Below are 12,568 nucleotides of genomic sequence, written 5' to 3'. Positions count from 1 at the left end.
ACCGTAGCTTTAGCGAAGGCACGTCACCCTGAGCGTAGTCGAGGGATCTTCCGGAAGACCCTTCGACTACGCTCAGGGTAACGTCCTTTCAGGACGTAGGGGCGGAGCTTGCTCCGCCCTCTGGAGGGCAGGGCAAGCCCTGCCCCTACATTGAGAACAATCAATCTTAGTTACAGCTTGATGCCTTTTTGGGCTAGTTGTTTGGTAAGGGCTTTGGTGACAGCGGCGTCGAAACCGGCGCTCTTGGCACCTGTTTGTGAGTGAATATAAGCATCTCTCTGTTTCGACAGTTGCAGGATTTGCGCTCGAAGGTTCTTGCGCTCAGTTAGGCGTTTCGCCACAGCCTGTTTCTGTTGCACTGGAGTGAGCTTTTGAAGGTCATTGGGAAGGTCTTTTTGTTTCACTGCTTCCAGCTTGACTTTCCCGCTTTCAATATCCTGTAGCAGATCACCCATATAGGCCTCACTGTTGATAGCCTTATTCACCGCACGGTCGGCCTGAGCCGACATGGGCGCTGCAGCATACACTTTGGACTCAATGGCCATCTGTCGGCTTTCTTTATCTGCGCGATACTTTCCACCAAGCACCCCGCTACCGCCTCCATAGGCTAAATAAGTACTGCCAATCTTGTTGCCCAGCTTTGACAACTTTGTATCATAGGGGGTTGAGACAGCATTAACTCCACCATCTTGCGCGATGGCAAAGTACTGACCCTCTCCTTGGCGGGCAATTGCTTGCCATATTGGAGTTGTGCTTGCGGTTGTGCCGCATTGAATAGTGTTGACAATTATCCCGGTACGGACCGCCTCGGCGGCTGTCTTGGTGGTATCGGGTTCATCCTGATAGTCGTTATGCGGTGGACTATCACCTACTAAGAACAGTATCTGTGCGATTCGGCTCGATCGCTGAGACCAACCGGCGCGATGAACACCGTCGGCAAGCGCATGCCGGACATTCTCAGGTTCATCCCCGCCACCATCCGCAGAATAGTCCATGAGCGTTGTGTAAACCTTATCCAGGTCGCTCGTCAGCGGAAGAACTTTGGTAACAAATACATCGCCTCGATCTCGATAAGCAACAAGTCCGACTTTGACCTTGGGATGCTTGGGGGACTTCATCACCTCATTGACGATGCTCCAGACCTTTTGCTTAGCGCCCTGTATAAGACCACCCATCGAGCCGGTGGTATCGATGACAAACACCATCTCGAGCATAGGACTGCTTTTAGAAAGCGCCGCCGCATGTGATACCGGATCAGTCGCCGCCACCGCCGCACCCGCAAACAGCAGACTGACGACCAAGAATAAATATAGATTTTTCACGTTACTGCCTCCAATCGTTTCGTTAGTGTTACAGGTTTAGTTGCACGGAATATCAAAAGTGTTCATTTTGATTTTGGATTGGAGGGGTGAATTTTGAAGTTTATGATTTCTTAGGACGCTATTAAGCTCCCATTCAACGGTTTAACTGCACCGATACGGTGGCGTCGGAGAGGAGGGCGCCTAGGTGGGAGGTGTCGTTGAAGAGGGAGAGCCATTGGCCGGTGGATTCGTATTGGACGAGGGAGAGAGAGCCGTTGTCAAGTGTTAGGCGGCGGTAGGTTTCGATGGGGGCGCTGAGACAGTCCATGATTATCCATCTTAGGCTCCCGCCATGGCCTACTATGGCGGCATTGCCGTCCTGAACTTCTTCTTTAATGCGCGTTAGGGCTTCAGTTATTCGTTGGCGAACTTCATCTAGAGTTTCACCCGAGGGGGGACGGTAATTAATAGAATCAGCGCGATATTTATCGAAAAGGCCGGGGTAACCATCTTGGATTTGTTGGCGGGTCTTCCCTTCCCATTCGCCAAAATTGGCTTCGCGTAATAAGGGAGTTGTGTGAAGCGGACACCCTGCAACATCGGCAATGATTTGGGCGGTTTTGGATGCGCGTTGGAGGTCACTGCTATAGACTGCTTTCAGCCCTTTTTCAAACAAACGGACAGCAACAAGCTCAGCTTGCTTTATGCCTATCTTATCAAGGGCGACATCGGTATGCCCCTGATATCGCTGTTCGTGATTCCACTCCGTTTGCCCGTGTCTGATAAGAAATATCTTCAATATCCGCGCCTAACTGCTCATCGCTAAAATCTGCTTGGACATATCGTCCAAAATAGCTTCTGAGCGCTCCGCCGATTCGCTTTCGGCATAGAGATGGAAATAAGGCTCGGAAGCATCCGGCAACACAAGGATCCAAGTGCCGTTGTTATAGAGTTTAATGCCATCGATAAGCTCGACCTTTTCGCCTTCACGATTATCTTCGGTGAGCCTTCGCATAATCTGACCCTTGTGCTCCCATGGGCATCGCACTTGCCGATGTCGTACGAAGAAAGGAGGAATCGCATCAGCTAAATCGGACAGTGTTGCGCCGGTATGCGCCATCATTTCGAGCATCTTTGCGAACGCGAACATCGCATCAAAACCAGGCTGGAACGCCGGGAAGATAAGGCCGCCTTTTTCATCACCTGTGAAGACTACTTGAGAACTCGGGTCGGCGGCAACGTTCATGATCGAACGAACGTCGGTCTTAATGCGCATCACCTTCCCGCCCTCTTTGGCAACAATCTCATCAAGTTCAGAGGGGCTTGCTACCGTTGCAGCAATCATTGCTTTTGGATGGGTCTTGGCAACCAACATCGCCATCGTAGCGAAAAGTTCGTGACCATCGATTACTCTGCCATGATTGTCAATAACCGTCAAGCGCTGCCCTTCGTTGCCGAAAAACACGCCCATATCGGCTTTCAACGTGTCAACAATCTGGCGGAGGTTGTCTATAAAGTTCTCACGGTCCTGCAACGATCGGGGCGCTTTCGCAGCATCCGGATAGGCATTGACGGCAATCATTTCACAGCCAAGCCGACCGAGCATGACGGGATAAATCGTTGCAACTCGGCTAAAGGCATAGTCAGCAACCACTCGATGCCGCGCACGGTTGACTGCCTCTTCATCAATATGGCGAAAGAAATCGGCTTGATATTGCTCGATAGCGCGTCCGCCGAATTCAATCTCACCAATCTCTTCGACATCAGTGCGCCTGAAGTCTTCACGGAAGAAGATCGTCTCCAGCTTGCGCTCAGCCGCTTTAGGCAGGTAAACACCGCGCTTGTCAAAGAATTCAAGCAAGGTTAATCGCGGGTTTTCAGGAGAAATTCGGCAATTGACGCCGCCTGCGGTTGGGCCAGTGCGGATCATGTGACGCGTAATCGGAAGCGGCATTGCTCGAAGGTCAATGACATCCACCCCGACGGAAAGCAAACCGGAAATCACTGCGCGCTTTATCATTCGCGAAACCTTAAACGGGTCGCGAGCAGTTACAACAGCGCTGCCTTTTGGCAAACTCGCACCAAATGCCGCGCCTAGTTTACACGCCAAATCAGGCGTAATTTCGATATTGGCTAATCCGGCAACACCTAGATTGCGGAACAGTGAGCCGCGCCACTTGCTGCCCCAAACAAGACTCATCGTAACGGTAGAACCCTGTTCGATGAACTTATCCGGCCACAACTTGATACGAGGACGAATGGTACTGCCCGATTCGATATGGCATCGATCACCAATGACGACATCCTCATTAACATGGCAGTCTTCTTTGATTGTGACACGGGAGCAAATAGTTGAGCCTTGCACATTGGTGTTCGGGCCGATATAAACACTGTCCCACAGGATGCTGCGCTCAACCCGCGCATTTTCGTCAATGATAGTGTTATCGCCAAGAACCGTGTATGGGCCAACGACTGAGTTCGCTTTAATTTTGCAATTGCGTCCGATACAGACAGGCGGGATTATTTGTGCTGTAGGATCAATATTGGTGCCTGGCTCAATCCAGACCTGTGAAGCTTGCTCTTGTCCGGGGATCTCAAGGTTCACTTGCTTGCCAAGAAGCTGTTGCTGAGCCTCACGATACTGCTGCAGCGACCCAACATCACACCAATACTCCTCCATTATATAGCCATAAATCGGCTTGCCGTCACGGAGAAGTGCAGGAAAAAGATCATGACTAAAATCGAAGCTCTCGCCGGGCTGCATATAGTCGAATATCTCAGGTTCGAGGATATACATGCCGGTATTGACCGTATCGGAGAAGACTTCACTCCAACTCGGCTTTTCTAAGAAACGTAAGATGCGGCCGTCTTCTTCAGTGACAACAACGCCGAATTCAAGGGGGTTTTGGACTCGATAGAGGATAAGAGTGGCCATTGAGCCTTTCTCTTTATGGAACTTAATTGCCTTCTCTAAGTCCACATCCGTCAAAGCATCGCCGCTGACGATTACGAAGGTGTCATCCTTGAGATATTCTTCCGCCTGTTTAACACTACCGGCAGTACCTAACGGGGTGTCTTCAATACTCGGAATGAGATTGACCCCCCAATCAGCGCCGTCTCCAAAATAACCTTGAATCTCATCAGCCAGATAGTGGAGTGTAGTTACGATATCAATAATGCCATGCTTGCGAAGCAGACATATGATGTGTTCCATAATGGGGCGATTGCATATAGGGACGAGCGGCTTAGGCTTCTGAGCTGTCACAGGACGCAGACGTGTACCTTCACCACCTGCCATTACCACAGCTTTCATAGTCTCAGTTAGCTCCTCGTTTTATCTGAACACCCAATGCGCTTTTACCAGAGGATCAAATACAATCCACCGGTAACAATCACAATTCTATACACTTCATTGTAACAGACGACCCTATAAGTTGTCTACCAAGGCTTAAAAGTGCGTTAAAACAAACAATAGGGCTTGTTCACGAATTTTATGCTTCAGAATCGCTTAAAGCTGCTATATCTTCTGCTCGCAGCCTCTTTTTTAGAGGTTTTGCCCCTTCAGGCAAATCGTGATTATAAAGCTCGATTAGTTTATCCAACAGGCGCTGTGTCGTTGATTTGGCAATACCAAGCTGCCTGCTTATCTCATTTACTGAAAGTTCTTTTTGAAAATACCAGGCCAGAATAATGTTGCTGTAAGGGCTATACCGATCGCTGCGAACATAAGTTGGATGCTGATGACTAACAACAAAACGATAACAAAGCCGGGCGTAATCCTCAAATACATGAGGTGGAAGTGGATAGCCGCTATTGACCGGCATCTGGTGCTCGCTCATCATATAGTGAGCAGCCATATGATCGTCACTATTGGCTGGGGGAGCATTTCCTACACTCACCTTAGGCACTAAAAATGGCGCACATGCGAGTTGACGCCAAGGATCTAAACCGCCTTGTGTCTCAGCTTTAATACGTGAAATTACAGCTTCAATATCCCCTGAACTTAACGCGCAGACAATGGCAAGGCCATCAAACACAGATGGCAATCCGTTGTACATACACCAACTGCGGCATGCGCTAAGAGCCATCGCCCGCTGAGGTTCATAATGTGAAACACTCTCATAAGCAACAGGCGGAAGAGCAAAACGGCCCTTATTCATTTGCTCACTCACTGGCCGTAATGACATGAGTTCTGAATGGAGGAACGGCACATCAGACTTGGCCTTTGGGCGAGCTTCAGCGATATGCCATGGAGCTTCTAACGTCTTCAATTCGTTTATGCTAGCCAAGAAGGTCGTTTTTAGCGCATCAGCATATCGGTCAATCCATTCCTGCAAATGCCCAAACGATCCAAAAGTCTTATCAGAGAGCCATTGATAATCAATGGGTTCTTTTATCGATAACTGAAGCCGCCCGACAGTAACATGATGCGGCCTCCAATCGTTAAATGTTGGGTCTTGGCTGAGAATATGGGTTAAGCTAGCGTTTAAAGATAATGTTTGGACTATCGTAGCAAGCGCAGGGATATCTTCACTCTTGCTGATTGCAGCATGAATACTGTTGATATTTGCAGCCGATCTTGCCGGTTCAACATTATGCTCCTGCTGCCAGTATTTAAGAACTTCTTCAATTACCCCATCCAACCCCTTACGCATCATCAAACCTAACCTCTAATTCACTCCCAAATAGCACTATACCATAATGCCCTCGAATTCGTTCCAGCCTATTAGGTCGCAAAGGATCGAAGCAAGAAAATTGGTCGCTTGACGAATAAATTCGCCAAACAGGAAGAGCAATGCCCACCCACACACCCAAATCCGCCTCCCTGAGTAGGCCATCAGGCCATATCGAAGGGTTCCGAATAAGCGTAAGCAAGCCCTCACCCCCAATACTCGGTGAAGGGTGGGAATAAATTATCCCTGAGCCGTCCCCAAGTAGGGGCAGAGCTTGCTCTGCCCTCCGGAGGGCGCAGCAAGCTTCGCCCCTACAAGCGTCCACGCTGGAAGCGCAAACCCCTACACAGTGAAGAACCTGCATTGATGGTTTACGCGTTTTCAAATTCCGGTGCCTAAATATCTACTTAGGCGAAAGCTTGATCTTGCTCTTCATCAGACAAAGTATCGCTGTAAAAGCAATTAAAACGGTTGAAAAGCTGCCAAACCACTGCAAATCCGGACCGCGCATGTGGGTGAAAATATGCGCTGCTGCTGTTACGACTAATAACAACGAAAGAGGTAAATAACGCAATGAAGCCATGAGGAATACTATTGCTCCAGCCGCACATACAATACCAGCCGCAAATTCTGTGGCGTTGCAAAATATTGCCGGAGGCTGGCTGATAAGTCTAATAAGCATCATGCCGCTCACCACAATAGCGGAAAGACCGAGACCGAAAAAGATGTCCTTTTCAGCGCTAGTTCGCGAATTATTAGGCGCCTCTTCTGCAGGAGCTTTATCCACTTGAACCTGCACTACGGCACTAGCTTGAACATCAACCGGCACATCCAGATTTGCCATGCGAGCAAACATTCTTGGGACTTCCTGCTCTTGGTATTCAAGTGAACCCAGATTCTGTTTCTCCATCCACATCTCTCCTTAATATAATTAATTGGGCAAATACTACGCCTATTATATTTATCGGTTGTTAGCGGCCAATCTTCCAGACTTCTAGGCAGTTTTACTAGATATTCAGCCCCATCCTGCCTCGCGGTTGAAACCGCAGCAGATATTGGCGAAAACCACCTGCGTGAACTCTTGCCTTTCGCCTTAAATCTACTTCCTATGACGCTTGAGGTTGCTTGGCTTGCGTCTGATTTGCTATTCTATTCATAGAATATAAGAATTTGTATCGGCAGGTGATATATGAGCACAAACGCTACCCATAAAATTTTCATAACGGGTGGAGCTGGTTTTCTTGGGATAAATCTCGTCCGCTATTTGCTCGAACGGAACCATGAAGTTATTTCATACGACTTAGCTGATTTCGACTATCCAGAACAAGATAAGATAATGATTATTAAAGGCGACATTCGCGATAAGGAACTTCTTACTAAATCGATGGAAGGAGCTACTTGGGTAATACATGCTGCTGCAGCGCTTCCCCTTTACACAAAAGAGGACATTATGTCGACGGATGTTGTCGGCACAAAGAATGTTCTCGAAGCGGCTGCTTGCAACAATGTCGACAGAGTGGTTCATATCTCTTCCACAGCGGTTTACGGCATTCCCGATCATCACCCGCTTTTTGAGAATGATAGGCTTCATGGTGTTGGGCCATATGGTGAAGCTAAAATCCTAGCTGAAGAAGAATGTCTTAAAATGCGGGCAAAAGGGATATGCGTACCGATTATTCGGCCTAAATCATTCATTGGCCCTGAAAGACTTGGAGTATTTGCTCTCTTTTATGATTGGGCAAAAGACGGCAGGGGCTTTCCTATGATCGGAAACGGTAAAAATCGATACCAGTTCCTGGATGTTGAGGATTTATGCCAAGCCATCTACTCCTGCCTCACCCTCGATAAGGAGATTGTAAACGACACCTTCAATATCGGCGCAAAGATATATACTACGATGCGTGATGATTTCCAGTCTGTACTCGATTATGCGGGCTTTGGCAAAAAGGTAAAGGGCTTTCCTGCCTGGCCCCTTATCACAACGCTTCGAATTCTTGAGGTAATGAAGTTGTCGCCGCTCTATAAATGGGTCTATGAGACAGCCGCCACCGACTCCTTCGTTGGTATCGATAAGGCCGAGGAGAAAATCGGGTTCAAGCCAAAGTACTCGAATAAGGATGCTCTCATTCGCAACTATCAGTGGTACCTCGACAACTTGCATAAGTTCGAAGGTAAATCCGGCGTCTCTCATCGAGTCCCATGGAAGCAAGGCATCCTAGGCATCGCTAAACGGTTCTTCTGAAGCTTTTAAGTTAGGAAGCCAAAACAAAATGTCAAACCCAATATCTGTACCAAAAGAAAAACTAGCTGACTTTTGTCAAAACCATCGAATTCGACGAATGGCCTTATTCGGTTCATTCATCCATGGAAATGCACGCCCTGATAGCGATTTAGATGTGTTAGTAGAGTTTGAAGAAGGAGCAACTCCTGGTTTTGCTTTCTTTGGCATTCAGGACGAGCTTTCTGACCTATTAGGGCATCCGGTTGACCTGAATACACCAAGTTTCCTCAGCCGCTATTTTCGAGACAAAGTGCTGGCAGAAGCAGAGGTCATCTATGAACAAGGGAAATGATGTTGTTCGCTTGCAGCATATGCTTGATGCTGCCCATAAAATCGAGCAATTCATGCAAGGACGAAATAAAGAATATGTCGCAAATGACGAGTTATTACTTCTTGCAATATTAAGACTACTTGAGATAATTGGAGAAGCGGCTAAAAGCTTAGAAACAAAAACAAGGGATGCCTATCCTAATATTCCCTGGAAACAAATCACTGGAACTAGAGATCGATTAATACACGGTTATTTTGATGTTGATTTTAACGTGGTATGGTCAATTATTAGTCAGGATATTCCTCAATTAATACCTGAACTTAATATCCTCATTCAAGAGTTACAAAGCTAAAGTCCTGCTTGCTCTACCAAGCAAACTCTTGAGAGAGCGGCTATGAGTTTTTTAACGAAATATGCTTCGTCTTAGATTATGAAGCGCTAATGGAAGAGAGAATAATAAGATGTCTTTAACGCCATTCAAAAATGAACCCTATGTGGATTTCACGCAGAGCGGACCGGCAGAGTTGATGCGCAAAGCGTTGGCTCAGGTTCGGGGGGAATTGGGCAAGTATTATCCGCTCATTATCGGCGGGGAGAGTATCACAACCGATGGCACAATCCGCTCTGTTAATCCGGCAAGACCATCCCAGGTTATAGGCGAGACTGCTAAGGCTGACCCTGAACTCGCTGAACGCGCTATTCAAGTAGCTGCGGAAACGTTTAAAGAATGGCGAAAAGTGGCCCCGGATGAAAGGGCGCGCTATCTTCTCAGAGCCGCTGCTATTATGCGAAGGCGCATTTATGAGTTCTCAGCATGGCTAAGTTTTGAAGTCAGCAAGAGTTGGATTGAAGCTTATGCCGATGTGGGCGAAGCGATCGACTTTATGGAGTTTTATGCACGGGAGATGATGCGGTTGGGTACGCCTCAACCGACAACCTTCTATCCCGGCGAAGAAAATGAAGTGCGCTACATCCCCCTCGGCGTCGGTGCGGTTATTCCTCCGTGGAATTTCCCTCTGGCTATCTTAGTCGGCATGACTACCGCAGCAATCGCAACAGGCAACACGGTTGTATTAAAACCCGCCAGCGCCTCACCAGTCATTGCAGCTAAGTTTGTTGAATTGATGATGGAAGTTGGCTTGCCGGCAGGGGTTATCAACTTTATTCCCGGCTCGGGCGGCGAAATGGGTGATGTGCTCACCTCTCATAAATTAACCCGATTTATCGCATTCACCGGTTCAAAAGAAGTTGGTTTGCGCATTTTCGATTTGGCCAGCAAGCATCAACCTGGACAGATATGGTTGAAACGGACAATTTTAGAAATGGGCGGCAAAGACTGCGTAGCGGTTGATAGTCCTGCCGATTTGGAGATGGCTGCAAGGGATGCCGCGGCTGCGGCTTTCGGGTTCCAGGGTCAAAAATGCTCTGCCGGATCGAGATTAATCCTACACAAAAAAGTCTATGATGAAATCCTCCAAGGCGTCATCGAAAGAACAAAGAAGATGACTATCGGCAATCCCTCCGAAGACAATGTAGATATTGGCGCAGTGATCGATTCAGGGGCTGAAAAGAAGATAGCAGGGTATATAGAAATCGGCAAGAGCGAAGGAAAATTAGTCTATCAAGGGGAAGCGCCGGGCACGGACGGCTACTTTATTCCGCCGACCATCTTTGCCGATGTCGACAGAAATGCATGTATCGCCCAGGAAGAAATCTTCGGACCTGTACTTACAGTCATCAAAGCGAATGATTTCGAAGACCTTTCGGACATCGTTAATGGCACTGAGTATGGCCTAACCGGAGCGTTGTTCTCCGACAATCGATCTCATCTCGAACGCGCCCGACAAGATTTCCATGTCGGCAATCTCTATCTTAATCGAAAGTGCACAGGAGCGCTCGTAGACGTGCAACCGTTCGGTGGGTTTAACATGTCAGGCACAGACTCAAAAGCCGGCGGGCGCGACTATTTGATGCTGTTCATGCAGGCTAAGACCATATCCGAAAGATGGTAAGCTCAGAACCGCAACGAGTGCTTAAGTACTAATTCTTACAAGGAAGTATCTAAATGCTGAGTAGAACAGTTGTCCTTCGCGTTGCCAATTGGGCGCCCATGAAGGAATTCATCACCCATAGCCGTGTATCACGCAGAGTGGTAAACCGCTTTGTTGCTGGTGATACGATTGAGGATGCGACTACTGCAGCGAGGGGGCTTAATAAAGCCGGTTTCTGCATATCATTAGACTTTCTTGGCGAAAACTCGACCACCCAAGAGGAAGCATTAACAGCAACTCAAACCTACTGTTCGATGCTCGATACCATCAACACCAACCATGTGAATTCTGATATCTCGATTAAACTCACTCAAATCGGCATCGACTTTGGAGACTCTTTTTGCAAAGAGAACCTTATTCGAATACTCGAAACCGCTGCGAGTTACAATAATGCGGTCGAAGTCGATATGGAATCCAGCAAATACACACACCGCACCCTCAAGCTCTTTGCCGACGTCTATCAGACAAATAAGAATATGGGAACAGTCATCCAAACGTATTTGCACCGAAGCGAAGAAGATGTCGATATGCTGATTTCACTCGGAGCAAAAGTCAGGTTGGTTAAAGGCGCCTATCTCGAATCGCCTGAAATTGCCTATCAAAAGATGGCAAAGGTCAACGAACAGTTCGATAAGCTCACAGAAAAGCTTCTTCTAAGCGATACTCACCCCGCCATCGCCACTCACGACCCCAATCGCATCGCTTTTGCCCGTAAAGTCGTCGAGAAGAACCAAATTCCGAAGGAAAAACTAGAATTCCAAATGCTCTACGGCATCCGCCGCGATCTTCAAAAAGAAGTCCTAGCGGACGGCTATACCACCCGCATCTACCTCCCCTATGGCACAGCTTGGTACCCCTACTTCAGCCGCCGCCTAGCCGAACGCCCCTCAAATTTGCTATTCATCATTAAAAATTTCTTCAAGAAATAAGAACTAATTTAAAGGCTTCGAATGGGACCAGTAGAAATCTAGAATAAGTAAGCGTTCAGATGCAGGACGGCCTTTGAGGAATCCGCACATTTCTTCGAAGTTACCAGTGGCCTTTTTGATTTCTTTTAACAGCAACTTCTTGCCGTTCGACTTACTTCCGGCCATGAATTCCAAGGCCTTTTCTTCATCGGAATTGATATTCTTGGACTTTTCCAGCCTGTTTTCAATCTGACGAACTAATTTCGCAGCCTTTTGGGCTTGAAAGACAGGGTTAAAATGATTGGATTTTTCATTTAGCTTGATGAGTTTCTCCATCAATAGCTCATCATATGCGCTTCCTCGCTCAGCCATATGACCAAACATTGAACCTCCGCCATTTCTTAGACTTTCAATATCGAGTATTTGCAATCGGAAGTCGGTAAAAAGCTTTTTGTACTTCTTCAGCCGATTGCGATCATCCCTGTCAAGCTTTGAAAGTTGTTTTTCGTTATAGCTTTTTTGAGCATCGGCAAAGGTGCGATATGCCTCATCCTCATCGACTTCTGATAAGATGCCGCCTTTGTCTTGGCAATACTTAATCCAACTATCAACCCCCATCCTCCGAATTTCTTCCCGTGAAAGGCTGTATCTTTCAGCAAAGGCATTTAGAGCAAAGACACATAACAACGCAACAATAATATATTTCAACAGAATTCACCTCTAAGTTGTATTTCGATATCGAGTAAAGAGCTTCCTTCTTACAAGACAGGGTCTGGTGTTATGGAGCACGGTACCCTACGTCTCACAGTGACGTGCCTTCGCTAAAGCTACGGAACATTCTGATCCAAAGCTGGTGCGACGCATTACGCACTATGAATTCTCTTCTTCAGGCTCTCGCCCAGATTTCCCTCCATTTCGACGGCTGTAGCGAGGGGAATCTAAACCGCATGCTTCTAGGGCTTGGGCTACGTTTTGAACACCTCTGACATTAATTGGAAGATTGCCGTTAAGGCGTTCAAGGTTGCGGAGGGGAACAATGGCTTTATCAAAACCCATTCTTGCAGCCTCGCGTAAGCGTCGCTC

At 47.5% G+C, this 12,568-nt stretch carries 12 protein-coding genes; 5 read left to right on the top strand and 7 right to left on the bottom strand.

Going from position 1 to position 12,568, the window contains the following annotated elements; all coding sequences use genetic code 11:
• Positions 1-170: 170 nt before the first annotated feature.
• The 5 genes from WCO51_03920 to WCO51_03900 form a co-directional block, all read right to left on the bottom strand.
• Entirely contained in the window at positions 171-1,322 is a 1,152-nt protein-coding gene (locus tag WCO51_03920; GenBank protein MEI6512405.1) for a vWA domain-containing protein, read from the bottom strand.
• A gap of 133 nt (positions 1,323-1,455) precedes the next feature.
• Positions 1,456-2,100 (bottom strand): alpha-ribazole phosphatase, encoded by a 645-nt coding sequence (cobC, locus tag WCO51_03915; GenBank protein ID MEI6512404.1) that lies wholly within the window; start codon positions 2,098-2,100, stop codon positions 1,456-1,458.
• A gap of 9 nt (positions 2,101-2,109) precedes the next feature.
• Positions 2,110-4,614 (bottom strand): mannose-1-phosphate guanyltransferase, encoded by a 2,505-nt coding sequence (locus tag WCO51_03910; GenBank protein MEI6512403.1) that lies wholly within the window; start codon positions 4,612-4,614, stop codon positions 2,110-2,112.
• Between the two features lie 178 nt (positions 4,615-4,792).
• Positions 4,793-5,959, bottom strand: coding sequence for a helix-turn-helix domain-containing protein (locus tag WCO51_03905; protein MEI6512402.1), 1,167 nt, complete (start codon positions 5,957-5,959; stop codon positions 4,793-4,795).
• A gap of 418 nt (positions 5,960-6,377) precedes the next feature.
• Complete coding sequence (locus WCO51_03900; protein ID MEI6512401.1) at positions 6,378-6,884, bottom strand: hypothetical protein; 507 nt, start codon at positions 6,882-6,884, stop codon at positions 6,378-6,380.
• A gap of 279 nt (positions 6,885-7,163) precedes the next feature.
• Between WCO51_03900 and WCO51_03895 the strand changes: the two genes are divergently transcribed.
• From WCO51_03895 to WCO51_03875, 5 genes are all read left to right on the top strand, one after another.
• Positions 7,164-8,216, top strand: a complete 1,053-nt coding sequence (locus WCO51_03895; GenBank protein MEI6512400.1) for an NAD(P)-dependent oxidoreductase — start codon at positions 7,164-7,166, stop codon at positions 8,214-8,216.
• A gap of 28 nt (positions 8,217-8,244) precedes the next feature.
• Positions 8,245-8,547: a nucleotidyltransferase family protein gene (locus tag WCO51_03890; GenBank protein ID MEI6512399.1), complete on the top strand. Its 303-nt coding sequence runs from the start codon at positions 8,245-8,247 to the stop codon at positions 8,545-8,547.
• Complete coding sequence (locus WCO51_03885; protein ID MEI6512398.1) at positions 8,531-8,878, top strand: HepT-like ribonuclease domain-containing protein; 348 nt, start codon at positions 8,531-8,533, stop codon at positions 8,876-8,878. The genes WCO51_03890 and WCO51_03885 overlap by 17 nt, the downstream gene beginning before the upstream one ends.
• A gap of 109 nt (positions 8,879-8,987) precedes the next feature.
• The gene (pruA, locus tag WCO51_03880; GenBank protein MEI6512397.1) at positions 8,988-10,538 is read left to right on the top strand and encodes an L-glutamate gamma-semialdehyde dehydrogenase; all 1,551 of its coding nucleotides are present in this window, start codon (positions 8,988-8,990) and stop codon (positions 10,536-10,538) included.
• Between the two features lie 53 nt (positions 10,539-10,591).
• The gene (locus WCO51_03875) at positions 10,592-11,506 is read left to right on the top strand and encodes a proline dehydrogenase family protein (GenBank protein ID MEI6512396.1); all 915 of its coding nucleotides are present in this window, start codon (positions 10,592-10,594) and stop codon (positions 11,504-11,506) included.
• A gap of 3 nt (positions 11,507-11,509) precedes the next feature.
• Here the strand turns inward: WCO51_03875 and WCO51_03870 are convergent, their stop codons facing one another.
• Both WCO51_03870 and WCO51_03865 read right to left on the bottom strand, forming a co-directional pair.
• Positions 11,510-12,193, bottom strand: a complete 684-nt coding sequence (locus tag WCO51_03870) for a hypothetical protein (GenBank protein ID MEI6512395.1) — start codon at positions 12,191-12,193, stop codon at positions 11,510-11,512.
• Between the two features lie 162 nt (positions 12,194-12,355).
• Positions 12,356-12,568 (bottom strand): hypothetical protein (locus WCO51_03865; GenBank protein MEI6512394.1); only part of this gene is annotated, 213 nt, incomplete at its 5' end.

This window comes from bacterium (genome assembly GCA_037131655.1).
GTDB lineage: Bacteria > Armatimonadota > Fimbriimonadia > Fimbriimonadales > JBAXQP01 > JBAXQP01.
The sequence above is the reverse complement of the archived record's forward strand: the minus strand, read 5'-3'. Positions and strand labels throughout refer to the sequence as shown.

What these genes read in the sequence shown, in the direction of transcription:
- WCO51_03910 (MEI6512403.1), bottom strand. Translation starts at nt 4,614, where the DNA reads ATGAAAGCTGTGGTAATGGCAGGTGGTGAAGGTACACGTCTGCGTCCT.
- WCO51_03905 (MEI6512402.1), bottom strand. Translation starts at nt 5,959, where the DNA reads ATGATGCGTAAGGGGTTGGATGGGGTAATTGAAGAAGTTCTTAAATAC.
- WCO51_03900 (MEI6512401.1), bottom strand. Translation starts at nt 6,884, where the DNA reads ATGGAGAAACAGAATCTGGGTTCACTTGAATACCAAGAGCAGGAAGTC.
- WCO51_03895 (MEI6512400.1), top strand. Translation starts at nt 7,164, where the DNA reads ATGAGCACAAACGCTACCCATAAAATTTTCATAACGGGTGGAGCTGGT.
- WCO51_03890 (MEI6512399.1), top strand. Translation starts at nt 8,245, where the DNA reads ATGTCAAACCCAATATCTGTACCAAAAGAAAAACTAGCTGACTTTTGT.
- WCO51_03885 (MEI6512398.1), top strand. Translation starts at nt 8,531, where the DNA reads ATGAACAAGGGAAATGATGTTGTTCGCTTGCAGCATATGCTTGATGCT.
- pruA (MEI6512397.1), top strand. Translation starts at nt 8,988, where the DNA reads ATGTCTTTAACGCCATTCAAAAATGAACCCTATGTGGATTTCACGCAG.
- WCO51_03875 (MEI6512396.1), top strand. Translation starts at nt 10,592, where the DNA reads ATGCTGAGTAGAACAGTTGTCCTTCGCGTTGCCAATTGGGCGCCCATG.